Here is a 23,869-nt window from a genome sequence, read left to right as displayed (position 1 = left end):
CTCAATCGATTGAAGCGTCGCGTAAGCTCTTACTATTAATACGCGACCGCTTTAGCCTAAAAGTTTAGGTAGGGTTGATAATTAAAGCGTTTTAAGCAATCTATGTACCATAATTAGCGCCAAAATAATGACTAAACACTCAAATAGAGCTTAGCTTTTGATCAAACGAGCTTTTTTAAGGCTTTACCGCTTTTCGTATCAATGACGGTGCTCGGGCGGGATTGGCAAATCATAATCTTGAATTTTCGGGCGCTGTCCACCTCGTTTTCGGTATTGCTTCAATTGAAATACAAATGCCAAAACCTGAGCGACGGCAGTAAATAACCCATCGGGGATCTCTTGCTCGAGCTCTGTCGTGTGGTACAACGCACGAGCCAAAGGTGGTGCGGGCACAATCGTAATGTCATGTTCGCGTGCGACTTCTCGAATCTTCATCGCCATGTGGTCAGTACCTTTAGCGATCACGACTGGTGCACGGTCTGTCTTCTGCTTATAACGAAGCGCTACCGAGAAGTGCTCTGGGTTAGTAACAATAACATCAGCTTGAGGAACATCCGCCATCATTCGACGTTGAGCCGCTTCCCTTTGCAACATACGAATACGACCTTTCACTTCCGGCTTACCTTCAGTCTCTTTGTATTCGTCTTTGACTTCTTGCTTGGTCATTTTTAACTGATCAGCGTGCTGCCAGATTTGAAATGGAATATCGATGGCAACCACAATCAATAGCGAGCAACTGATCAGCAAAATAAAGTTCAGCAAAATATCTAAAGCATGGAAGATGTTTTGCGGATACACATCCATGCTCAATTGAATCAGATCGGCCTGTGATGCTTGGATCAAATAGATGGCGACACCAGTGACCAGAACCACTTTAAGGATTGATTTGATCAACTCTACCCAGCTTTGCATTCCAACCATTCGCTTTAAGCCGCTAAGCGGATTCATTTTCGACAGCTTGGGCATGGCCGCTTGGGCAGAAAAACTGATTCCTCCCACACCTGCTGCTCCAATCATGGCGGCGGTAAACAATGTCGCTAACACCAAAAATAGTGGGAACAACAAATCACTCATCGCGCCCAAAGCGATATCAAACAGTTTTGCAGTATCGAAAATCTCTTCTCGTTGAAGATCAAATAAACGGCTCATGATGGAAAACAATGAACGTGCTAACGCCTCGCCAAACCACATCAATGAAATGGCGCCAACGATCAGCACAGATGCTGATGCAAGCTCTTTAGATCGAGCGACCTGCCCCTTTTCTCTGGCTTGTTGTAACCGTCGGGGCGTGGCTTCTTCGGTGCGTTCCTGACCGTCTGATTCTGCCAAATCTTAGCACTCCAAGCGAATAAGCCGACAAATCTGCGCCTCACCCACTGTCCAGAACATTTCATAATGACTGTATAGACCAGCCAGTATGTACCAACAAAGTAATAAACCCACCATCAAAGCAAAAGCAAAACCAAGCGAGAAGATATTCAGCTGTGGTGCGGCACGGGTCATTACACCAAACGACAAGTTAATGGTCAGTAGCGCAATAATACCAGATAGAGACATACTCAGTGCCGTTTGGAACATAATACCAAGCCAGCCTGCCATTTCACGGAAATCAACCGCGTTGAGCGAGCCGGAGCCAATCGGCAAAGTTTTAAAACTGAACACCACCAATTGCAGCATTTTTAAGTGTCCATCGGTGGCAAGGAAAAACATTGTCGTTAAGAACATGAATAACTGGCCAAGCAATGGCGTGTTCTGACCATTTGCGGGATCAACCATAGAAGCAAAGCCCAAACTTGATTGCATACCCAATATTTGACCAAGTAGGACAAAGGTTTGAATCATAAATTGAGTAACCATACCCATCGCTATGCCGATGATCATTTGCTCGGCAATGGTCATGAAGCCACGAAACGAGAGTAGCTCAATGTCTTGAGGTACGGCGGGGATGGCTGGCATGACAGCGAAAGTGATGGCTAAACCGAGGTAAAGGCGGATTCTTGGCGAAACAAATCGGGCCCCGGTTACTGTCATCACCATCAACATGGATGAGATACGAACATAGGGCCAGAAGTAGTTTGCGATCCAATCTAAGACAACGCTAGTGGGGTACTCCATAGGCGCCTCTAATAAAGCACCTGAGGTAAGCGTTCAATCAAGCCATAGAAATATTCCATCAACATTTGCGTCATCCAATGCCCAAACAGCATCAGGGCCAAAAGCGTGACAATCAAACGCGGTAAGAAGCTCAATGTTTGTTCGTTGATGGATGTCGCAGCTTGAAAAATCGCGACTACAAGGCCGATAAGCAAGCTTGGGATGATAATAGCGCAGACCATGATAAGCACCATCCAAAGTGCTTCACGGAAAAGCTCGACAAACATTTCTGGTGTCATGTCTTATCCTCTATCTGCGCTTATCTAAAGGGCAAAGCTGCCCGCGAGTGTCGAGAGTATCAAGTTCCAACCATCGACCAATACGAACAACATCAACTTGAACGGCAACGAAACAATCATAGGTGACAACATCATCATACCCATTGCCATCAATACCGAAGCGACTACAAGGTCAATAATCAAAAACGGCAAGAAGAGCATAAAGCCAATTTGGAATGCAGTTTTTAGCTCTGAGGTGATAAAAGCCGGAATCAACACCGCCATCGACACATCTTCTGGATTCTCGACTTGCTCTCCAGACATGGTTACGAACGTCTCCAAATCTTTGATTCGGGTCTGCTTAAGCATAAATGCTTTCATTGGCGCTTGTGCAGCATCAAACGCTTCTCGCGCCGTAACTTGCTCGTTCAAATAAGGCTGAACAGCTTTGTCGTTGATTTCGTTCAGGACAGGAGACATAACAAAAAAGGTCAAAAACAGCGCAATACCAATAATAACCTGATTAGAAGGCGTTTGTTGCAAACCCATTGCCTGACGCAATATCGACATCACCACCACAATTCGAGTGAACGAGGTCATCAGAATCACCATGGCAGGCAAGAAGCCAAGCATGGTCATTAACGCTAAAATTTGTAGTGTAACCGAGTAGTCTTCACTGCCATCAGGGTTCGTGGTCATGGTGAATGCTGGAATACCACCGCCACTAGAAACGGACATAGCACGGCTAGCACCAGTATCACTTTGCATAGCCTGAACTGTAACACTACTTCCATCGGCTAAGTTATCTGGCAGCGCTGACTCCTCTGCTTCAGCAAAGGTAAATGAAGAAAACAGCACGCCGACAAAAAGTAACAACGTACTCAGGAGCAAACGAATTGGATTACCCTTTGTCATGTTTTTTGATCAGCTGGCTAAATTGAGTCGCAAAAGCATTGGTCGCCAACTCTTCCTCTTTCAGTGGCTTATCTAACTTGGCTAAAGTTTGGATCGATTGGCTAGTAATCCCAACCAAAAACTGTTCTTCACCCACTTGAACTACTGCGATTCTTTCTTTTGTACCCACTGGCAACTGACTCACTATACGCAAGCCCTTTTGTTGTCCCATCGCTGGCACTTGCATACGTTTCAGCAACCAAGCCAGCAAAAGAATCACGCCGATTACAAGCACAAGCGAGCCAAGTGTCGTCGCAAGATCCAGATTATTTGGTGCGGCAGCAAATGCATAAGGAGCACTTAGCATTAAGCTCAGTGCTCCAGTGATTTGCTTCAATCGCATTTTGATTGAACGACTCATCTTAACGCAGCTTCTTAATTCGTTCAGTTTGGCTGATCACATCCGTCAAACGGATACCAAACTTATCGTTGACGACCACGACTTCGCCGTGAGCAATCAAAGTACCGTTAACCAATACGTCGAGCGACTCACCGGCTAGACGATCCAATTCAACAACCGAACCTTGGTTAAGCTGCAACAGGTTCCGAATGCTAATTTGAGAACGACCGACTTCCATCGAAATCGTCACCGGGATATCCATAATAGTGTCGAGTTTACGACGCTCATCTTCGCTAATTGGGCTTGAAGTGTCTTTTAGCTCTTCCAGTGGCGCAGCCAATACTTCATCTACGTCTACAGAAGGGGCAGACGGGTCTTCGCCAAGAGCGGCTGCCCATTCGTCTGCTAGCTTTTGATCGTCACTTGGTTCCATTTTTCTATCCTGTGTTACGCCTTACTCATGCCATAGCATGTCTGTTTAATAAGGTATCTTAATGGTCTATATCGTCTTCACTCTCAAGCTCGGACATGATGTCTTTACCTAAGAAAGCTAAATCTGTTTTGACGACATGTGGGCGCTCAATTTCCTCAGAAATTTGCACCGCTAATTTATCTTCCGAACGACCCATTTTTACGCGATAGGTCGGTAGGTCTTCTACAAACATCGTCGCATGTTCTGGCATTTCAATCGGGATGATATCGCCCGGTTGCAGCTCCATGAGATCACGCAAAGAAATGTCTTTTTCGAGCAAGTTCACACGGAAGTTAACCGGACAATCCATGATCTCTTCACGTAGTGCTGAGCTCCAGCGAACGTCCGTTTCCATCTTGTCGGACTGAACACCTGCATCCAATAGTTCACGGATAGGCTCAACCATGGAGTAAGGCATAACGACATGAAAATCGCCGCCACCGCCGTCAACTTCTATATGGAATGAACTCACGACAATCACTTCTGTCGGGCTGACAATGTTTGCCATGCTTGGGTTTACTTCAGAGTCGAGATATTCGAACTCTACCCCCATCACTGGCGACCACGCTTCTTTATAATCTTCAAATACAATTTTCAGTAACAACTGAATGATGCGGCGTTCCGTTGGGGTAAATTCGCGGCCTTCGATTTTGGCGTGGAATCGACCATCACCGCCAAAGAAGTTTTCTACCAGAATAAAGACTAAACGAGCCTCCATGGTGATCAACGCAGTGCCTTTTAACGGACGAAAACGCACCATGTTCAAACTGGTTGGCACGTACAATGTGTTCTGGTATTCACCAAACTTCATCATCTGCACGCCATTGATCGACACCTCTGCCGTTTTACGCAGCATATTAAACAGACTAATACGCATGTGCCGTGCAAAGCGCTCGTTGATAAGTTCGAGCGTCGGCATTCGACCACGTACGATTCTGTCTTGCGACGAGAAATCAAAATTGACGGCACCCTCAGTGTCGTTTTCTATCGGTTCATCGACGTCATCAACATCGTCAACCCCATGCAATAGCGCATCAATTTCGTCTTGGCTTAATAGATCGGTCACGTTTTACCTATTGAATAACAAAATCTGTAAACAGTACTTTTTCAATCACTGGCTTACCGACCGCAGCATTCAGCGCTGCTTTGATATCTTCGGAAGCACGATCGCGCAATTCCACTCGTCCTGTAGGAGAGCGCAATTGATCAACCGTCGCGGAAGCAAACGTTGATAGCATAGAGCTTTCAATCAGTGGCGAATGATACCGCGCCAACTCTTCATTTTCTGCACCGCGAACCATTAACTGCGCTTTAATTTGAACCAGCCTATCGCGGCTATCCCCAGTAACGTTAAATACAAATGCCTGAGGAAGATTCACATACGCGATGGGCGCAGCATCCGATGCCTTCACTTGAGCCTGTTGAGACGATTCAGCCTGAGCAGGTTCATCAGAGCCCATTAGAAAAAATGCCGCTGCCCCGCCACCAAGTAGTAATACTACAACAGCGATGATGATGATAAGTAACTTGCTTTTTCCTTTCGGCGCATCGGCCCCTTGTAACTGTTCTTCTGCCATTCTTGTCTCTTATTGTTTTTTTGAGTTACCAAGACGTTTTAGTGAGTTGCTTGGTAACCATATTCCATTGCCGTTAAACGGCCTTTTATGCGTAAAAACTAATTCCATCACGCTTTGAAGCGACATTCAAATCCAGATTGACATCAGATTCAAAACCCTCTTCGGACTGTCCAGAGAAACCGCCACTTTGCGCGCTTTGACCATGTTGTTCAGCAGTATATCTACCTTGCTGTTGCCCGCTGTTTTGTTGCTGGACGGAAGAATCAGCCAGCTGCATACCTTGTTGCGCTAACATTTCTCTCAAACGAGGGAGCGTCTGTTCAATAATGTCACGAGCTTGCGGGTTGTTCACTGTAAAATGTACATTGGCAACGTCATTATTCATGGTCATACGAATTTGCATACGACCTAACTCTGGTGGATCAAGACGAATATCGAGATTTTTCAGATTCTTCGACATCATCATTTGCACTTTTTCCGCAACTTGCTCGTTGGCTAGCTCTTTAGTTAGTTGCAACGGAAGCTGAGCTTGTTGTGCAGCATCAATACGCGCTTGTTGCTGTACATTAATTCCTTGCTGACCTGCCATAGCCTGAAGCTGTCCAGCGAAACCGTGTTGGATATCCGGCTTATCTTGTTTATCCGCAGTCGCCTTTAGCGCACCAGTCGCCAATGCTGCGTTCATCACTTTCTGGCTAATCTCTCCGTCTTTCACACCCTGAAGCGACGTCGGCACTTGCGCGGCTATCAACGTATCAGGCGTTGGAGATAATGCGACTTTATCTCCACTATGAGCAGTTTGTGGCTGGGGTACTTGAGCCGCTGCATGCTGGATTTGCTGAGACACTGCCATAGCTCCAGCCTGGCGAGTTAAATTATGTTGTACTTGTTGCTCTGCGAGAATCTGTTTAATGTCATTAGGGAGCGCAACAAATTGGGCAAGGTCTTGCTCAGGAATATCCGCCGTGATCCTTCCTTGTTTCAACCCTTCAATGATCTGAGCTTCTTGCTGAGTCAGTGGTTTTCCTTGCGCCAACTTGGTATCTATAACTTCAAGTTCATCCAAGGAGACTCGTGGAAGCGCGTCGATGTTGGAACCATCAACGTCTGTTAACAACGGCGACAGCTCGTTAGCTACTTCACCACTGACTGCGCTCTTAGTCGTCGGATGGCTGGCTTGTTTCGCTAGCTCTTGCCAAGCAGCAAACTCAGACGAGAGTTTGTCGACATCGATAGGTTGACCATTCTTATCTAAAATTGGCTCTAAGTCTTGTCCTGGGATCATCTGTGCTTGTTCAAGCGAATGAACTGATGGCGTTTCATTTAAAGCCAGCTCATCAAGGTGTGTCGAAACGGTTGCTTGCTCGTGGAACGAATGCACTAAATTCGCGCTCTGAGGCAAAACTTTGCCACTATCGATGGATGCATTACTCGCATTCAGGGTTTGATTCGCTTGTTCAATTCGACCAAGAAGCTGTTGTCCTTCGCCCATCGTGCTTTTTACGTCCATTGTATTTGATGGGTTGCTCGTATCGATTGATGTTGATTTCACTTTTCCAATAGCTTCAACATCATTCTCCAAAGGTGTGCTGTTACTCGCCTTTTGTAAACTTGCTTCTTCACTTAAGGTTGCATTCGGTTTGTTTGCTGATATTTCATCAAAACCATGGGTCTCGTCACTGACGGATTCTTGGCTTTCTTGCGCCAACAATTCGTCCGAGACGTTAGCAGAAGAAGTACTGCCTACATCCGCTCTTTCTTTTTCTTCAACCACTGTCGATTCTGTTGCTACTTTTTCGGGCTTTTGTTTACCAGTAAACGCATCGGTTAACGTTTCTAAAAATCCCTTGCTCTCAGTGCTCTCTGCGGACGCTTTAGCGGACACATCAGAAACTGGCGTCTTGGTAGTCGCAGATACATGGGACAAATTCACACTCATTTAGAAACTCTCGTTCTCGTGGCTCTGAGCGTATCGCTGACAGACAGCAATACTGGCGGCAAACAAAGGTCAAAAAGACCCGACACTGACAGCTAAAATGCAAAAATCACACCACAATATTGAGTCAATTCTCGGTAAGCTAATAGATGGCATGTTTATGGAACAAACATCAACAGTACTATCCGAGAACCTGGTTCCTAACATGATGTACAGCTACTTGATTGACTTTGAAAAACGATAAGCGTAAACAGACATTTGACTTAACAATTAAGGAATCACTTTGAAGATCACAGAATTACGCCAATATAGAATCAGAGCAGGCAAAACAGAACAGTGGCTAAGTTGGATGAAGGAAGAACTGTTGCCCTATCAACGCTCACAAGGCATGCGTGTACTGAATACTTACGTCCACACTGGTGATGATGGACATGACTATTTTGTTTGGCTTAGAGAGTTCGACAATGAACAAGCACGCCAGGCTCTCTACGAAAAAACATACAACGAGTGGTGGGTTCGCGAGATTCGACCGAAGGTATTTGAGCTAATTGAACAAGACTCAATCAAAGTTACCTTACTTGAATCGGTAGAGATGTAGTCAACTGCAACACCGTAATGCAATATCGAACCGATAACGTTTAGAAACGATGTGGTTTTCGACTGTAAAGTAAGGTGGAAAACTCGTCCATTTGCTTTTGTTCGCGCTTAGCTTCAGCAAGTTGTTTCTCTTTTTCGCGTTTGTCTATCATCCACTCATAGGATTTGCGTTCTTTACGCACGGTTAACCAATATTCTTTACAGTTTTCAACCTGCTCTTTGAAATGACTTTCTGCTTGCTTTTGCTTAGATAAAGTTTCATCTAGCTGGGTAAGGAATCGATTTAAGTGTCCATATTGACTTGCCGTTAGGCCCGCCTGACCACGGTCGACGAGCTGTTGGCAATAATCAAGCCGATACTTTTCAATTTGTTCAACCTGACGGTAATAATCTTCAAGTTCAGAACGCGCTTTGTTCAGTGCAAGCACAGCTTGGTCTTCACGATCCTTAGTTTGCTCAAGTAGAAACTCCATCGCATTATTCACGCGCTATCACCCACCCAAAATGTTTCTAAGCATATTGACGCACATATCGTATGGCACCGATTCTTTCATGCTCTGCTGCAAGTATTCGTCTAACTTCGGTTTCAAAGTAAATGCGCCATCAATAGCAGGATCGGTACCCGGTTTGTACGCTCCAATCGAGACCAAATCTTGATTCTTGCGACAAATAGACAAGACCTGTCGCACCGCTTTTGACATCAGAACGTGCTCTTCGGTCGTGATTTGCGGCATAACACGGCTCACCGACTTCTCGACATCAATCGCCGGATAATGGCCTGCATCCGCCATTTCACGAGAAAGTACAATATGGCCATCAAGAATGGCTCGCGATGCGTCCGCTATCGGATCTTGCAAATCATCCCCTTCGGTCAACACGGTAAAGAACGCCGTAATCGAGCCTTGTTCGGCACTTCCATTACCCGCTCGCTCAACCAGCGCTGGCAGCTTGGCAAATACAGAAGGCGGGTAGCCTTTCGTCGCTGGCGGCTCACCAACAGAAAGTGCGATTTCACGCTGTGCTTGTGCAAAACGAGTCAACGAGTCCATCAATAGCAGAACATCTAACCCTTGGTCCCGGAAGTATTCAGCAATCGTTAATGCCGTTTGGCACCCCTTTAAGCGCATTAGAGGTGAAGCATCGGCAGGCGCCGCGACCACCACTGAGCGGCGACGACCGTCCTCACCCAAGATCTCTTCGATGAACTCTTTAACTTCACGTCCACGCTCACCTATCAGGCCGACGACCACAACCTGTGCGGTGGTGCCTCGCGTCATCATGCCAAGCGTGACCGATTTACCCACACCAGAACCTGCAAACAGACCGATACGCTGACCTTTACCAACCGTCAACAAACCATTGATGGCTTTTAGGCCAACATCGAGCGGTTCAGAAATTGGTTTTCGAGCCAACGGGTTGATCGGCTCGGCATTAAAAGAGGCACGGTGATCGGTATACAAAGGGCCAAGTCCATCAAGTGGATTCCCAACCCCGTCTATCACGCGCCCAAGTAACTCCATGCCGACAGGCAAACCAGCGTCACTGGTTAAAGGGGTGACTCTCGCGCCAGGTAAAATGCCCGTAATTTGTTCGCTTGGCATTAAAAATAGGTTGTCACCTGAAAAGCCGACAACCTCGGCTTCCATCTGACCTGACATGGTTTCCACTAAGCATAAACTGCCAATTGGTGCGCGACAGCCGGTTGCTTCCAACGTTAACCCAACCACACGCACCAGTTTGCCAGAGGCGACAGGGCGCGTCGTAAGGCCTTCAACTTTGTAGCTTTTTAAGCGGTCAGCGAGTGCTTGCATGGATTACTCACCCTCTTGATGACGGTTTGCGCCACAAAAGCTGTGCAATACGCTTTTGACGCGTTCTTCCATGCGATAATTAATGCTTGATTCACCGGCTTCAATCTGGACGTCACCTCGATTGAGCGATGGCTCAGCAACTAACGTCCAGTTGCGACAATTAAGGTCTTCTTCACCATAAGCTGAACGAATAATCGCGACATCTTCTGGATTCAGGTGCAAGGTAATAGGGTGGCCTGATATTGGTAGCGCTTCGACCGACTGCTTCACCGTATCTAAAATAATTTGAGGGTTGGTTTGTACTTCAACGTGCACCACTTCTTTAACTAAACAGAGCACCATATCCACCAGCTGCTTTTCAACCTGAGCATTCATCAACTCCAAAGGTTGAGCAAACTGATTGGCCAAGTTCATAAAAGTTTCAACTTGCTGCTGAATGTATTCTTGCCCTGCAGTTACCCCTTCCGCTTTTCCGAGCTCGAGACCTTCAGCATGGCCGGCTTGCAACCCTTCTTCTTTACCTTTGTCGTAACCTTGCTTAAAGCCAGCTTCCTGACCTTGATGTAAGCCTTCTTGATAAGCGCCTTGCTTAATCAGTTCAATTTGCTCTTCGGTTAGCGCAAGTGGCTGCTCTTCTTCAGGCTCATCAAAATTCGGCACCCATCCCGGGTCATAGTTGAACGCGGTTTGTTTTGCTTGTTTGGCTTTAGGCTCGCCATAATCAGGCAGCCCCCAACGTTGAGGTTCGATCATCGAATCATCTTCATCAGGACGGATAAATCCACGTTTTCTATCGCCAGCCATGGGTTACCTATTGTGTGTTCGATTAAGAAGTGAGGGTGCTCCGCAATAGGATAATTGCGAAGCAATAGAAATTATAAGAATTCGTCAGCACCGCCAGACAACATGAGCTCACCAGCATCCGCCATTCGACGGGCAATTGCTAAGATTTCTTTCTGAGCGGCTTCTACATCTGCCACTCGTACTGGCGGCATCGCTTCTATATCATCACGCATCATATCAGCAGCACGTTTAGACATGTTCTTGAAGACTTTCTCACGTAACGAGTCATCTGCACCTTTGAGTGCTTTTTGCAACACGTCTTGTGGTACGTCACGCAGCAACTTCTGAATACCTTGGTCGTCCACTTCGACTAAGTTTTCGAAGACAAACATTAGGTCTTGGATTTGCGTCGCCATGTCTTCGTCCTGATCGCGAATTTGTTCCATCAACAAACCTTCGACGTTGTTGTCTAGGTAGTTCATGATCTCCGCTGCTGCTTTCAGGCCGCCAATTTTGGCTGCTTGTGCACCCGCTTGACCCGCGAACTGTTTCTCCATGATTTCGTTCAGCTCTGCCAATGCTGATGGCTGAACTTCTTCAAGGTTGGCAATACGCATCATCAGATCCAAACGCACGCGCTCAGGGAACTGAGACAAAATCTCTGCAGATTGGTCTGCTTCTAAATAAGACAGTACGATAGTTTGAATCTGTGGGTGTTCATTGACAATAATGCTCGCCACTTGGCGTGGGTCCATCCATTTCAAAGAATCCAAACCTTTTGAGCCCGTACCAAGTAGGATCTGGTCAACTAAGTTGTTGGCTTTGTCTTCACCAAGAGCGGCAACCAGTGCATTACGCATAAAGTCTTCGCTGCCCATACCAATGTTGGTGTATTTCTGGATATCCTCCAAAAACGCACGATGAACAGCAGATACCTTGTCTTGGCTGAGATCCTTCGCGCGAGCCATCGCACTACCAACACGCTGAACCTGTTTTGGTTCTAGGTGACGGATAATGCCAGCTGCATCTTGTTCATTAAGGCTCAGTAGCAAAATTGCCGCTTTTTCTTCGCCAGTAATGGTTGAAACATCCAGCTCTACTGGCATTCCCGCGGCGTTGTCATCTTGAGGTACGATATCGTTAGCCATTGTCATTCATCCAGTTTTTCACTACTTGAGCAGCCAGTTCAGGTTCATTCGCAACCAGAGCGCGAACCGCTTTCAATACATCTTCATCTTTATGAAGGTTTGGCAAATCAATACTTGAGCCAAACTCGAACAGTTCGCTGCTTTCGATGTCACTGCCAATCAAGCTAGTTTCACCATCCGCACCAATCGGCAAGCCGTCTGGTCCGTACATTTCGTCTTCATCATCGCTGGTAGGGTTAAGCAATTTCTTCATTGCTGGGCGAACCAGAACCAACACAACCACAATAATCACTAATGCACTTGCGAACCAACGAACCCAATCACTGAAGTTAGGGTGCTCCCAAATTGGTGGTTCTTCTAGCTGCTCAGCCTCTGGCTCAGCAAACTTTACACTCAATACATTCAGTAAATCGCCACGACCTTGATCAAAGCCAACGGTACCAATTAATACTTGGCGAATGGCATTGATTTCAGATTCGGACATTGGGGTATAAGTCACTTCACCCGTATCAGGGTTAACTTGACGACGGTCTTTAATCGCAACAGAAACGGTCTGACGAGCCACCGTCCCGGTCTGCTTTCGCTCGTGGCTGATGGTGGTATCTAGCTCAAAGTTACGCGTGGACTCTTTACGAACTGACCCCTGCCCCATGACAGAACCATCTTTCATTTGAGCCACATCTTGCGGAATAGAGGCATCCGCTGGAGGCTGATTACTCAACGCACCCGGAATACCCGCTACCATGTTACCGTTATTGTAATCTTCGAGTGCGTACTCACTGCGGGTCGCAGGGGTGTTCGGATCAAAGCGTTTGCGAGTTTGTTCAACCGCACTGAAATCCATTTGGATATCAACCTGCGCCGTATAGTTGCCATAACCTAAAATCGGTAATAGTACGGAATCAATTTTTTCGCGCAGCGCTTGCTCTTGGCTGCGTTCTAATTCTTGTTCTTTACGTCGCGCTGCAGAAGCAGGATCTTGGGAGCCTGAGCTGAGTAAGCGGCCATGCTGATCTGTGACGGTAATTCGAGAAGTTTTCATTCCCGGCACGGCACTCGCTACCATGTCGACAATAGAATCGACTTCTTGTTGCTTAAGGTTCGTGCCTGTCGACAATGTCAAAAATACCGACGCAGACGCTTCTTGGTTATGACGCACAAACACGCTGTGCTTTGGCAGTGCCAATAACACTCGTGCTTTGCGAACTTGCTTCATTTCTTCAATCGCTTGAGCCAATTGGCGCTCTCGACTGAGTTTGAGACGCTCTTGCTCGAGACGTTGTGAAACACCAAAACCCATGTCTTGCAGCAAAATATCATCGCCTGCTTCTGTAGCTTGGTTAACGCCGGAACGAACCATGCCAAGTTTGATCGAGTTGTACTCACTCGATTCAACAGAAACAGTATTGCCATCAAGCTTATAATTGATTTTCTGCTGGTCCAGATAATCCAGAACGGGGATCAATTCTTCGGTCTCATACGCACCAAGTGGGCGCATCTCCGGTTCTTTGACCCAAAAGAACAGCATCACGATCAATGCAACACAGATGGAGATCGACAGCACAAGCACAACCTGACGAAGTAAATCGAGGTCGCCCACTGCCATATCGAATTTTGACGCACTGCGCTCCTCTAGATCTGGATTTTGACTCTCCACATCCACATCGGAACTTGCTACCAGTGCACCATCTGAGCCGCCTTCAGTGACGGTTAAATCTGTAGACTTGTCTGCCACACTTATTACCTAAATTACACTGGCATGTTCATGAGGTCTTTATATGCCTCAACGAGTTTATTGCGAATTTGAACCGTCGCATCAAAAGCGACACTAGACTTGTTACGAGCGATCATAACGTCAGAAAGGGATACATCGGCATCACCACGATCAAAACGGGTTTGTAAATCACCAGATGCTTTTTGAAGTGTGTTCACGTTATTGATGGCTTTAGTTAGGAGATCGTTAAAATCCGCTCCAACTTTCGCCCCACTTGCAGTAGGAGCCGTATTGGTTGCTTCTACCATCATGGCGCGCATTTCTGCCTGAATACCATCAATTTTCATTAGCACCTCTAAGCCAAAAGATTGACTATTAACAAAACTGATTATTGACACAGCAATTAACGTGCCATAAGACATTGGCAATCAATTTACTTACACTTTTTGTCTTATGGCCGTTGTCTGTGTTAATTCGGGATATCTATACCAGCATCACGCATTTTGGCAAGCTTATAGCGCAAGGTTCGAGGGCTTATACCCAGTTTCTCCGCCATTTCTTTGCGTCGACCATTACACTCAACCAAAGTCTCCAAAATAATGGCGTATTCTTGATCGCGCAGCTCGCTGCCTAAGCCTTCTCCACCAGTTACTGGGCGGCTGACACTCTCAGCTTGAGCAACTGGCTTAACATTGGGCACGACCATATCTGCGTTTTGCACCACGTGTTGCAAGCTATTGGCATCTTGCCAATCTACGCCCTCAAGCAAAATGTGCTCTGCATCGATGTCGCCATTTTCACTTAATATCAGCGCTCGTTGAACCACGTTATCCAATTCACGAACATTACCCGGCCAAGGGTATTGCAATAGTTTTTCTAACGCAACGGTCGAGAATTGAGGCACTGGCATGCCCATTTTGCTGCAATGACGCTCAGCAAGATGCTTGGCAAGCGGTGCAATATCGCCTTTACGTTCTTTAAGTGCAGGCCACGCAATTGGGAATACATTCAGGCGGTAATATAAGTCCTCTCTGAAGTTTCCTTCTGACACGTATTGCTTAAGATCACGGTTACTCGTCGCTAACACACGAACATCTAACTTGATGCTTTTGCGACTGCCTAGGCGCTCTACTTCTCGCTCTTGCAAAACACGCAACAACTTCGCTTGCAGGTTCAGGTCCATTTCGCTGATTTCATCAAGTAAGATTGTGCCACCTTGCGCTTGTTCAAACTTTCCTGGGCATGCCTGAACAGCACCAGTAAATGCGCCCTTTTCATAGCCAAACAGTGTTGCTTCGAGCATATTGTCAGGAATCGCAGCACAGTTAATTGCGACAAAAGGACCATTTTTACGATTTGACGCGTTGTGAATATAGCGCGACATCACTTCTTTACCTGAGCCACTAGGACCTAGCACCATAACATTCGCATCTGTACGTGCCACTTTATCGGCCAACGCAAGTAGACGCAGACTTTTTTCATCAGCAACGATAGCATCACCGTTGTCATCACTTTTTATCGGTGCATAACGACTGACCATATTTAGCAACACTTCTGGTGCAAATGGTTTCGCCATGTAGTCAATCGCGCCATCTTTCATTGCAGACACGGCATCTTCAATGTTGGCGTACGCCGTCATTAGCAATACTGGTAAGTTAGGCCAATTCTGCTTGATGCTTTTGAGCAGAGCTAAGCCACCCATACCCGCCATTTGCACATCAGAAACGACGATATCAACCGTATTCGATTTCAGCTTCAACAGTGCATCTTCAGCACAGTCCGCTTCCAACCATTCATACCCTGCCAGAGCCAGAGTATCGACTAGGGCTTCACGAAGACCTTCATCGTCTTCTACGATCAGCACTTTGCTTTGCGCCATTATGATTCTCCAGAAATTGTTATTACCAAAAGCCGCTTATTGCGCTTCTGTTTGCACTCGCTCTAGCGGAATGCACATGGTGAAGCAGGCTCCATCACCCTGCTCTGAAATAAGTTCCAATCGACCGTCATGGGCACGGCAAACCATTTGAACAACTGCCAACCCTAATCCAGTTCCTTGAGAACGTGTGGTAAAAAATGGCTCCATGATTTTGGCTTGCAGTTCTTCGGGCACTCCCGGTCCGCTGTCTTGCACAGAAATGCGTAACTCACCATTTACCGGGCGGAAAAAAATATCGACTTGCGATTCTTTACCAGACATTTGAATCGCATTCATGACCAGATTACTTAATGCGGATGCAATGGCGTTCGCATTGCCTAGTAGCTCAGTTTGTTCTTCTTCCACTTCTAGGCAGTAATCAATACTGTTGTTTTTTAGCGCGGTTTCGACCATCGGCTGATATTCCGCTACCAACTGGGCAATCGTGAATGGCTTAATGACTTTATTATCACCACCTTTAGCAAAAAGCAGCATATCATTAACCTGCTTTTCCAAATCGTGCAGTCGATCCATTAATTTGGTTTGGAAGCGATCTTTTGTCGCTGGAGGAAGATTTGGCGCTCCCAAATTGGATGCATATAACATAGCGCTCGACAGCGGCGTTCTTACTTGGTGAGCAAGCGACGCAACCATACGTCCTAACGACGATAAGCGCTGTAAATCACTGACACGAGCTTGAAGTAAACGGGTTTCGGTTAAATCGGTAATCAGGATCAATTGACCTGTTGTGGACGCCGAGATGGCGAGTCGAACTTTACGGCCATTCCGCAGGGAAACTTCATGGCCATCATCTTCACGTGGGTCAAACACCGCCTGGATAACGTTGAACCATTTTTCGTTAACCAGTGGAATCTCAAGAATTCGGTGCGCTTCTGGATTTGCTTCACGCACTACTCCGTACGTATCGAGCAAAATCACTCCAGCAGGCATCACATCGAGCACCTGTTTGTAGCGCTCAACCTGATTCTCTACGGAATCTAAATGGGATTGATTGGTGTTGTTATCCATTACTGCCTGTCGAAATATCGCCGCTAAAACTAAAATAGCTTGGTAAGCAATTAGCGTACCAAGCTATTTTTTTATATTTATCAGGACGTTAAGCCATCGACAATAAGTTGACACTCAGAGATAACGGTTTTGGATGCCAGAAAAGCGATGTTAACCAGCCCAAGTGATTATTCAGATATCGTCTTAAAACTTCACTTTACCTAGCGCTGTAAGTTGTACTTACGCATTTTTTCCACCAGCGTAGTACGTCGCATACCCAGCATGTCGGCCGCTCTTGCTACAACGCCACCCTGCGCTTCTAATGCTTGGCTGATCATATTAACTTCTAAATCAGCCAGCAGCTCTTTCAAATTAACCCCTTCCGGTGGCAGCGCTTGCGGGGCGTTCATGCTGTGATCAAGGTCGTCTTGATCTTCAAAGCTAAAATCTTCAGAGAAGATATCTTGGAATACGTCACGCTCTTGCTCTTCCACCGAAACAAATGGATTGCTCTCTGGTTGGAACTCTGGGATGTCACTGTAGCGATATTTGGTTGGTAGATGGTTTACATCCACCAAGCTATTTGGATACAGAATAATCATTCGCTCAACAAGATTAGCCAACTCGCGTACGTTGCCCGGCCAGTGATGCTCCATAAGTGAGTTGATTGCACGAGGTGTAAAGCAGATAGGTTGTCCGCCTTCCGCCTCTAAACGTGTCATCAGTTCTTGCAGCAGCAATGGTATATCTTGTTTGCGCTCTTTCAGCGCTGGCATCTCAATTGGAAACACGTTCAGGCGATAGAACAAGTCTTCTCGGAACGTGCCTTCTTCAATCATATTTTCTAGATTACGGTGTGTCGCCGCCACCACTCGAACATTTACCTTGATGGTACTATTGCCACCTACACGTTCAAAGCAGCGTTCTTGCAATACACGAAGCAACTTTACTTGCATCGACATTGGCATATCGCCAATCTCATCAAGAAAGATCGTGCCACCGTCTGCGAGCTCAAATCGACCTTTACGGGCAGTTAACGCACCAGTAAACGCGCCTTTTTCGTGACCAAATAATTCGCTTTCTAGGAGCTCAGGCGGTATTGCACCACAGTTAATAGGTACAAATGCGCCATCGCGGTATGAAGAATGATAGTGGATGTTACGCGCAACAACTTCTTTACCCGTACCGGACTCACCTAAGATCAACACGTTTGCTTCTGTGTTTGATACTTGCTCAATCAGGTGTCGAACTTCTTGAATACCTCTACTTTGACCAACTAAGCTGCGAAAAAGCGTGTTTTTGCGTGCACTAGCAACAACATTCACTCCTTTTCGCCCCAGAAAATCTTTGCAGTGGCGTAACGCTTCACTAAGCTGTGGGTAATTAAGCGGCAGCTCTAGTTCACCAACAAAATTTGGAAGATCATCAACAGGCAAAGGAAAACGGCCCATGACTAGAAGAGGGATGTGGTAAGCGCTGTTTAAATGAGAGATAACCGTACTCGCCGCTTGACCTGCTGGAATATTACCAACAATACAGCACGACCATACGCTAGACCAATCAACATCGCTGAGCTGATCAGAACTGACCGCTTCGCAATTTTCTCCAACAAATTCCAATATATTGCTTAAATTTAAACGACTTGATGCGTCATCATCAATTACAAGCAGCTTTGCCAAACCATGCATAAGTAAGAATGATTGCCTTTATTTTAGGTGCGTTGCGGCCAAACCTTGATTTGCGCAATTGGGTGCTAAAGAAGGCAGAACCACCACACTCAATTTACGATAGACAAAATAGGAAAATCAGCAACAAAAAAGCCATTAGGGCTACTAATGGCTTCTATTTTATTTGAATATAAAAATAAGGCAACCAAGCAATGGAGAGGTGTGAGCTTGATAGAAACTTTGCTACACAACTCGTTGCGCAATTGACAAATATATTCGTCTAGTATCTTAACGCATTGTTTTGACTATTAAATACCAACTTCAGCAGCGGTAAGATTATGAAACTCTGTTGGGATTTGGTCCCAAGCGGACTTGATCTCACGGATAATATCGATAACGTCGTCGATCAGCTGAGGCTCATTTTGATGGTTAGCAGCAGAAATTTGCGTGATCATAAACTCATACAGTGAATCTAAGTTTGAAGCAATATCACCACCGTCATCCATAGATAGACAGCTGCGTAGCGCGATAATGATGTCTAACGCTTTACCCAAGCGCTCACCTTTTGCTGGAATATTGCCTGCTTGCATGGCTGCTTTACCTTGAATAAGGCGCTCAATCGCACCAGCCATAAGCATTTGAATGACTTTGTGCGGAGAAGCCGCGCTAAGCTGGCTGTCGACTGATACCTTTTTGTATGCTTGCAAAGAACCGCGCATAGTAATCCTCTTTTAAATAAATTTTTTGTACTGCTGAAGTGAACGCTGGCCATAACGAAACTTATGGAGCTCTTTTCCGACCTTTGACGTTTCCGATTGCATCAGCTCGACAATTCTTTTGGTACGAGTTAGCAATGCTTGCCACTCTGCATCCTGCCTAACCAAAGGATTTTGATGAATAATTGGTAACAGGTTTTGCAATAACCGTTCCCTGATATCGACCAAGCGAAGAATTTCTTCAGCATTAAAATCAATTTTTTCTAATTCTTGCGTAATTAGTTGATCTATATCACTAATTTCCATGAGTTCTTTTTGCATTTATTAACCCAACGCACTCATCAAAGCGCCTAACTGGCCTTGCATTTTACCGGTCGCATCTTGCATCGCGGTAAACTTCGCATGAGTACGCTTCTCTAGGCTTTCCATGCGGCGATCTAATGCCGCTTGATCGTCACTCAAACGGTAATTTTGTTCTGTGAGACTTTTTTCTCGAGTACGAATACTGCCTGTAATACCTGTGATACCGTGAATCGCATCTTCTACTCGTTTAGCAAAACCTGTGTTGCCACCGAAGAACTTTTCTAACTCGTTGAAGTTATTGTTCAACTGGCGGTCTAGCATGTCATAGTTGATTTCTAGTGTGCCTTGACGTGTGGTCGTAATGCCAAATTCTGTTAAGGACTTTAGGTTTTCAGGTGCTTTATCGATTCGAGTAGAAAAAACCGATTTTAATCGTGAATCTGCACTGCGTACGGTGCTGTCACCTGACAACGGCCCTTTTTGACCAGTTACCGGATCCACACTCGCCAACGCTTGGGAGGTTTGATAAAACGAGTTATACGCTGCCACAAAGTTTTCGATATCGTTGCGTACACTTTGACGGTCGTACTCGACACCAATTTCAGCAGGCGGTTTATTCGGTTCTGATTTGCCTTTTAGTGTTAAATCAACACCTTCGATCGCATCTTCAATCACATTGTTGTGGCTAGATAGCTTTGCCACGCCATCAAGCAGAACTTCTGAATCTTGCCCTGCTTGTACTTCTGTCATTCCAAGGTATTCTTCAAAAGCAGATTGTGCCTTTGCGATTTTCGCTTCTGCTTCATCAATTTTTTCCAGACGCTCACGTTCTTGAGGATCAAGTTTAGCGCGATGAATTTGCTTAGCTTGCGCTTCGGAAAGTTCACCACGTGCCACTTTTTCGTCTAACGCTTGCTTTTCACTCGCAATTTTTTGCTCGATTTCCGCTTTTTCTTGCTCAAGAAGCTGCTTAGCCTCTTTCGTCGTAACGTAAGAATCGGTTAGGGTGCCCGATGCGGCATTATTCCAGCCTGGTACATCTGGTGCCTTCTCGATTGCCTTTTCGTCGAGTTCGAGCTCTGGTTCTTCATAAGAGTCCAACAAAGTACCTGACGCAGTTTCTGTCCACCCTGGAATTCTGTCTTCAGGGCGTAAACTCGCGCGTCGGTTGGCTTCATCAATGGCTTCTTGACCAGCTTTGGCTGCTTCTGCACCCGCCGCAGAGATTGGCGCTTGCGATGCATCATCTTGTACATCGTCTGCCGCTTTTTGCTCTTCTGGAGGTAGAGGATTGCCGTTTGCATCCAGCTCTTCTGCTGGTTGTTCCGGAAATTTAAGAGGACCTAAGACATCTTCCGCCGCTGAACGAGCTTCTTCAAGCGCGTTGACGCGGTCTTCAAGTGTTTGGTATTCGAAATATTTAAGAGGGTTGCCTTTTTCTGCCTCCACACTGACTCTGATTTGATGATCCTTACCAGAGAGGTTAGAAGCAAGGATAAGGCGTGGACCTTCGACGTCGTTAATAAGAGATGCACGAACGCCAGGGTTATCTTTAGCGCCATTGATGCCACGTACGACATCGATGAGCTTAGATCGGGAACGAACATCGATATTAAAACGCTCATCACCAAGCGAAATCTGCAGCTTACCAGGGCCAAATTTTGCGTCTTCTGGCAATACGTCAGAAGCGACTTTATGGCTCTGAGCAAGCTGCAACACATCGATAGCATATTTGCCAGCGATAGCATCTGTGGTTGCCGTGGCAGATACGATATTGTCATCGGTCGTTTCGACAGTGCGAACGGCAAATGCTTTCTCCTGACGAAAGTTCGCCATGAGATTTTTCATCGTATCCAATGATTCTCTGAGTCGTCCGTAAGCACTGATACTGGCATTAATTGTCGTGCGTTCGTTGTCGATGCGTTGCTGCTTTGGTACGCGTTCGGCATCCACAATTTTGCTGACCATGGAATTAATATCCATGCCGCCAGACATCCCCAAAGGGCCTAAACTCATCAAATCACCTCTAAAAACGACTTACACTTTTTCAGTCAACAACCCGCTGTTGGCTGTGTGCTCAGCTAGGCGACGCAATACCACTAGCATTTCTTCATCAGGAATTTGACGAATCACGTCACCGGTATTGGCTTCATAAATCGTCACCACATCTCGTCCGGATTCTTCATCCACTCGAAATGCGACTCCTTTGTTTATGGACGTTACAAATTCATTCATTTGTGCGACCAATTTTTCACGTTCTTCTTTGTTCAGTTCTTGACGGCTTTCAGCCATCTCGATCGCAGCTTGAACAGAGAAGTCGTATTCGGTGTTTTTCGCTTTTTGCGGCGAAATCTCACCATTTGAATTTGCTGGGCTAGACGTGCCTATATCATTGCCATTTTTATTTGCAAACTTTGTGCCATTTGGCGTGCCGTAAGGCTGGATGTTCGATGCGTAGGAGGATATATCCATTACAATCTCCCTTCCACCTTATGGGCTAACGATAGAATCTATCGCTTTGGTGCCCCAGCACTAAGGTGTTGACCTCAGGCTGGGTTTACCACTTAGCCCAACAAGCTTAGCGCTGCAGATGGAGACTGCTTCGCTTGAGCCAGGATTGAAGTACTTGCTTGCTGAAGAATTTGCGACTTAGTCATCGCAGTGGTTTCCTTCGCGTAATCAGTATCTTTAATACGGCTTTTAGACGCGTTAACGTTCTCGTTAATGTTGTCTAGGTTGCTGATTGCGTGGTTGAAGCGGTTTTGGAAAGCACCGAGTGAAGCTCGTTGGCTGTCTACGGACTTAAGAGCGCCGTCGATAACCGCTACTGCTTCTTGAGAGCCAGCTACTGTGGTTACGTCGATGTCTTTCACTGTTACGTCTTTCGGACCACCAAAGCCGATCTCGTCTGCTAGGTTGCCAGAAAACTCAACATCACCTTCAACTTTTTGAGAAGAAGCAAATACTTGTAGTTTGCCATCTTCGCCAACAGAGGCTTTTACATCATCGTTTTGACCGTTGATGTATGTCGCTAGCTGTTCAATATCATCGCCTTGCTTAGCGCTGATTGATAGCTCTTTCTCTTCACCCTGCTTGTTGGTGTAGCTCATTTTGAACTCTGTTTTCTCACCAACAGTCCAAGATGCGTCTTTACCCTCTTCTGCTGCGTAGCTCTTACCACCCATTGCTGAAGTGTCTGAGCGTAGGTTACCCATAGAAAGCATCACTGCTTCACCTGAGTCCGCCCCGATTTGGAAAGACTGAGTACCGTAAGTACCGTTTAGAAGCTTGTTACCACCGAAAGAGGTAGTTTCAGCAATACGGTTTAGCTCGTCGTTTAGCGCTGTTACTTCTTCTTGGATCGCTACACGTTCTGCTTTTGAGTTAGAGCCGTTCGCCGATTGAAGCGAAAGATCACGCATACGTTGTAGGATGTTGGTAGATTCATTCATTGCACCTTCAGCAACCTGTGCAATAGAAATACCGTCGTTTGCGTTTTTCACTGCCATGTCTAGGCCACGGCTTTGTGCATTCAAGCGGTTTGAAATCTGTAGACCTGCAGCATCGTCTTTCGCGCTATTGATTTTATAACCCGAAGACAAACGCTCCATTGATTTTTGTTGACCGTCAGCTGCCTGGTTTAGGTAACGCTGTGCAGTCATCGCAGAAACGTTAGTATTAACGTTAATCGCCATAATTGATCTCCTTAAGGCTTTAGTGAATGTACCGTCATGTCTCTCACCTCACTTAGGTACATCTCATTTCTCTCAGTCCCTTTAACGGCGACCGATGAATATCCTTTAGAAGAAATTTTCAATTTTTTGCGATTATTTTCTTTGGCTTACTGAAATGTGATGAAGCTCTAATGTCGTGATTCGCAGAAACCCTGGGGGCCCAAAAGACAGAAAAAAACCCAGCCGAAGCTGGGTTTACTCGCTCATCTCTCACCACGAGCCAATGAGGTTCTCGTCTTAGGTTTGAAATTAACCTAGCAGACTTAGCGCTGAGTTTGGCGCTTGTTTCGCTTGCGCAAGGATTGAGCTTGACGCTTGCGATAGAATTTGTGATTTGGTCATTGCCGTCGTTTCTTTCGCGAAATCTGTATCTTTGATACGGCTCTTCGACGCATTCACGTTCTCGTTAATGTTGTCCAAGTTGCTGATTGCGTGGTTGAAACGGTTCTGGAATGCACCTAGCTCTGCGCGGTGGCTGTCTACGTATTTCAGTGCCGCATCGATGATAGCAACAGATTCTTGTGCGCCACCAACTGAGGTTACGTCGATAGTATCTACCGTTACTTTTTTACCTTCGCCCAAACCTAGCTCACCAGATAGGCCGCCTGAAAACTCGACTTCGCCTTCGACTTTGTTGTTGCCAGCAAAGATTTGCAGTTTACCGTCTTGGTCTACAGAGGCTTTCACTAGGTCAGTTTGACCGTTAATGTAAGTCGCAAGCTCTTCGATATCGTCACCCGCTTTTGCGCTGATGTTGATTTCTTGCTCTTGGCCGTAGCTGTCCGTTAGGTTGATTTTTAGGTCGTTCTTACCTTCAGC

At 46.1% G+C, this 23,869-nt stretch carries 25 protein-coding genes; 1 reads left to right on the top strand and 24 read right to left on the bottom strand.

The annotated features are described in order from the left end of the window. Positions 1-198: 198 nt before the first annotated feature. The 9 genes from flhB to R7E47_RS06615 form a co-directional block, all read right to left on the bottom strand. Entirely contained in the window at positions 199-1,329 is a 1,131-nt protein-coding gene (gene flhB, locus R7E47_RS06655) for a flagellar biosynthesis protein FlhB (RefSeq protein ID WP_005380490.1), read from the bottom strand. A gap of 3 nt (positions 1,330-1,332) precedes the next feature. Further along, the gene (gene fliR, locus R7E47_RS06650; protein ID WP_005384463.1) at positions 1,333-2,115 is read right to left on the bottom strand and encodes a flagellar biosynthetic protein FliR; all 783 of its coding nucleotides are present in this window, start codon (positions 2,113-2,115) and stop codon (positions 1,333-1,335) included. A gap of 8 nt (positions 2,116-2,123) precedes the next feature. Then, entirely contained in the window at positions 2,124-2,393 is a 270-nt protein-coding gene (gene fliQ / locus R7E47_RS06645) for a flagellar biosynthesis protein FliQ (protein ID WP_005380488.1), read from the bottom strand. A gap of 24 nt (positions 2,394-2,417) precedes the next feature. Further along, on the bottom strand, positions 2,418-3,287 hold the full coding sequence (gene fliP, locus R7E47_RS06640; protein WP_005380487.1) for a flagellar type III secretion system pore protein FliP: 870 nt from the start codon (positions 3,285-3,287) through the stop codon (positions 2,418-2,420). Further along, on the bottom strand, positions 3,274-3,687 hold the full coding sequence (gene fliO / locus R7E47_RS06635; protein ID WP_005380480.1) for a flagellar biosynthetic protein FliO: 414 nt from the start codon (positions 3,685-3,687) through the stop codon (positions 3,274-3,276). Before fliO ends, fliP begins: the two co-directional genes overlap by 14 nt. A 1-nt stretch (position 3,688) precedes the next feature. Beyond that, positions 3,689-4,099 (bottom strand): flagellar motor switch protein FliN, encoded by a 411-nt coding sequence (gene fliN, locus R7E47_RS06630; protein WP_005380479.1) that lies wholly within the window; start codon positions 4,097-4,099, stop codon positions 3,689-3,691. Positions 4,100-4,157: 58 nt separating this feature from the next. Next, positions 4,158-5,204 carry a flagellar motor switch protein FliM gene (gene fliM / locus R7E47_RS06625; RefSeq protein ID WP_005380478.1) on the bottom strand — a complete coding sequence of 349 codons (1,047 nt, stop codon included), beginning with the start codon at positions 5,202-5,204 and terminating at the stop codon, positions 4,158-4,160. 7 nt (positions 5,205-5,211) lie between these two features. Beyond that, positions 5,212-5,715 carry a flagellar basal body-associated protein FliL gene (gene fliL, locus R7E47_RS06620; RefSeq protein ID WP_005380477.1) on the bottom strand — a complete coding sequence of 168 codons (504 nt, stop codon included), beginning with the start codon at positions 5,713-5,715 and terminating at the stop codon, positions 5,212-5,214. Between the two features lie 85 nt (positions 5,716-5,800). Continuing rightward, positions 5,801-7,654, bottom strand: a complete 1,854-nt coding sequence (locus tag R7E47_RS06615) for a flagellar hook-length control protein FliK (RefSeq protein ID WP_213965892.1) — start codon at positions 7,652-7,654, stop codon at positions 5,801-5,803. 280 nt (positions 7,655-7,934) lie between these two features. On the opposite strand from R7E47_RS06615, the gene R7E47_RS06610 reads away from it, so the two are divergent. Further along, entirely contained in the window at positions 7,935-8,249 is a 315-nt protein-coding gene (locus R7E47_RS06610; protein WP_005380475.1) for an NIPSNAP family protein, read from the top strand. Between the two features lie 40 nt (positions 8,250-8,289). Here the strand turns inward: R7E47_RS06610 and fliJ are convergent, their stop codons facing one another. The 15 genes from fliJ to R7E47_RS06535 form a co-directional block, all read right to left on the bottom strand. Beyond that, on the bottom strand, positions 8,290-8,733 hold the full coding sequence (gene fliJ, locus R7E47_RS06605; protein WP_005380474.1) for a flagellar export protein FliJ: 444 nt from the start codon (positions 8,731-8,733) through the stop codon (positions 8,290-8,292). 6 nt (positions 8,734-8,739) lie between these two features. Continuing rightward, a complete protein-coding gene (fliI, locus tag R7E47_RS06600; protein ID WP_005384474.1) occupies positions 8,740-10,059 on the bottom strand; it encodes a flagellar protein export ATPase FliI in 1,320 nt (439 codons plus the stop codon). Positions 10,060-10,062: 3 nt separating this feature from the next. After that, positions 10,063-10,863: a flagellar assembly protein FliH gene (gene fliH / locus R7E47_RS06595; protein ID WP_005394317.1), complete on the bottom strand. Its 801-nt coding sequence runs from the start codon at positions 10,861-10,863 to the stop codon at positions 10,063-10,065. Positions 10,864-10,934: 71 nt separating this feature from the next. Continuing rightward, a complete protein-coding gene (fliG, locus tag R7E47_RS06590; protein WP_005380470.1) occupies positions 10,935-11,990 on the bottom strand; it encodes a flagellar motor switch protein FliG in 1,056 nt (351 codons plus the stop codon). Continuing rightward, positions 11,983-13,725: a flagellar basal-body MS-ring/collar protein FliF gene (gene fliF / locus R7E47_RS06585; protein ID WP_005380462.1), complete on the bottom strand. Its 1,743-nt coding sequence runs from the start codon at positions 13,723-13,725 to the stop codon at positions 11,983-11,985. The genes fliG and fliF overlap by 8 nt, the downstream gene beginning before the upstream one ends. Positions 13,726-13,739: 14 nt before the next feature. Continuing rightward, positions 13,740-14,051 carry a flagellar hook-basal body complex protein FliE gene (gene fliE, locus R7E47_RS06580; protein ID WP_005384482.1) on the bottom strand — a complete coding sequence of 104 codons (312 nt, stop codon included), beginning with the start codon at positions 14,049-14,051 and terminating at the stop codon, positions 13,740-13,742. Positions 14,052-14,173: 122 nt separating this feature from the next. Then, positions 14,174-15,583, bottom strand: a complete 1,410-nt coding sequence (locus R7E47_RS06575; protein ID WP_005394318.1) for a sigma-54-dependent transcriptional regulator — start codon at positions 15,581-15,583, stop codon at positions 14,174-14,176. A 36-nt stretch (positions 15,584-15,619) separates the two neighbouring features. Continuing rightward, the gene (locus R7E47_RS06570; RefSeq protein WP_005380459.1) at positions 15,620-16,651 is read right to left on the bottom strand and encodes a sensor histidine kinase; all 1,032 of its coding nucleotides are present in this window, start codon (positions 16,649-16,651) and stop codon (positions 15,620-15,622) included. Positions 16,652-16,851: 200 nt separating this feature from the next. Continuing rightward, complete coding sequence (locus R7E47_RS06565) at positions 16,852-18,318, bottom strand: sigma-54 dependent transcriptional regulator (RefSeq protein ID WP_054575511.1); 1,467 nt, start codon at positions 18,316-18,318, stop codon at positions 16,852-16,854. Positions 18,319-18,605: 287 nt separating this feature from the next. Continuing rightward, positions 18,606-19,016: a flagellar export chaperone FliS gene (gene fliS / locus R7E47_RS06560; RefSeq protein WP_005380457.1), complete on the bottom strand. Its 411-nt coding sequence runs from the start codon at positions 19,014-19,016 to the stop codon at positions 18,606-18,608. A gap of 12 nt (positions 19,017-19,028) precedes the next feature. Beyond that, positions 19,029-19,334: a flagellar protein FliT gene (locus R7E47_RS06555; RefSeq protein WP_206949749.1), complete on the bottom strand. Its 306-nt coding sequence runs from the start codon at positions 19,332-19,334 to the stop codon at positions 19,029-19,031. A gap of 3 nt (positions 19,335-19,337) precedes the next feature. Next, complete coding sequence (gene fliD, locus R7E47_RS06550) at positions 19,338-21,332, bottom strand: flagellar filament capping protein FliD (RefSeq protein ID WP_154205107.1); 1,995 nt, start codon at positions 21,330-21,332, stop codon at positions 19,338-19,340. Positions 21,333-21,353: 21 nt separating this feature from the next. Continuing rightward, positions 21,354-21,788 (bottom strand): flagellar protein FlaG, encoded by a 435-nt coding sequence (gene flaG, locus R7E47_RS06545; RefSeq protein ID WP_005384493.1) that lies wholly within the window; start codon positions 21,786-21,788, stop codon positions 21,354-21,356. Between the two features lie 92 nt (positions 21,789-21,880). After that, positions 21,881-23,011: a flagellin gene (locus R7E47_RS06540; protein WP_005380449.1), complete on the bottom strand. Its 1,131-nt coding sequence runs from the start codon at positions 23,009-23,011 to the stop codon at positions 21,881-21,883. A gap of 288 nt (positions 23,012-23,299) precedes the next feature. Then, positions 23,300-23,869 (bottom strand): flagellin (locus R7E47_RS06535; protein ID WP_206958538.1); only part of this gene is annotated, 570 nt, incomplete at its 5' end.

The organism is Vibrio sp. Vb1026 (genome assembly GCF_033338745.1).
Lineage (GTDB): Bacteria > Pseudomonadota > Gammaproteobacteria > Enterobacterales > Vibrionaceae > Vibrio > Vibrio alginolyticus.
Note: the sequence above shows the minus strand (reverse complement) of the source record. Positions and strands in the feature narration are given on the sequence as shown.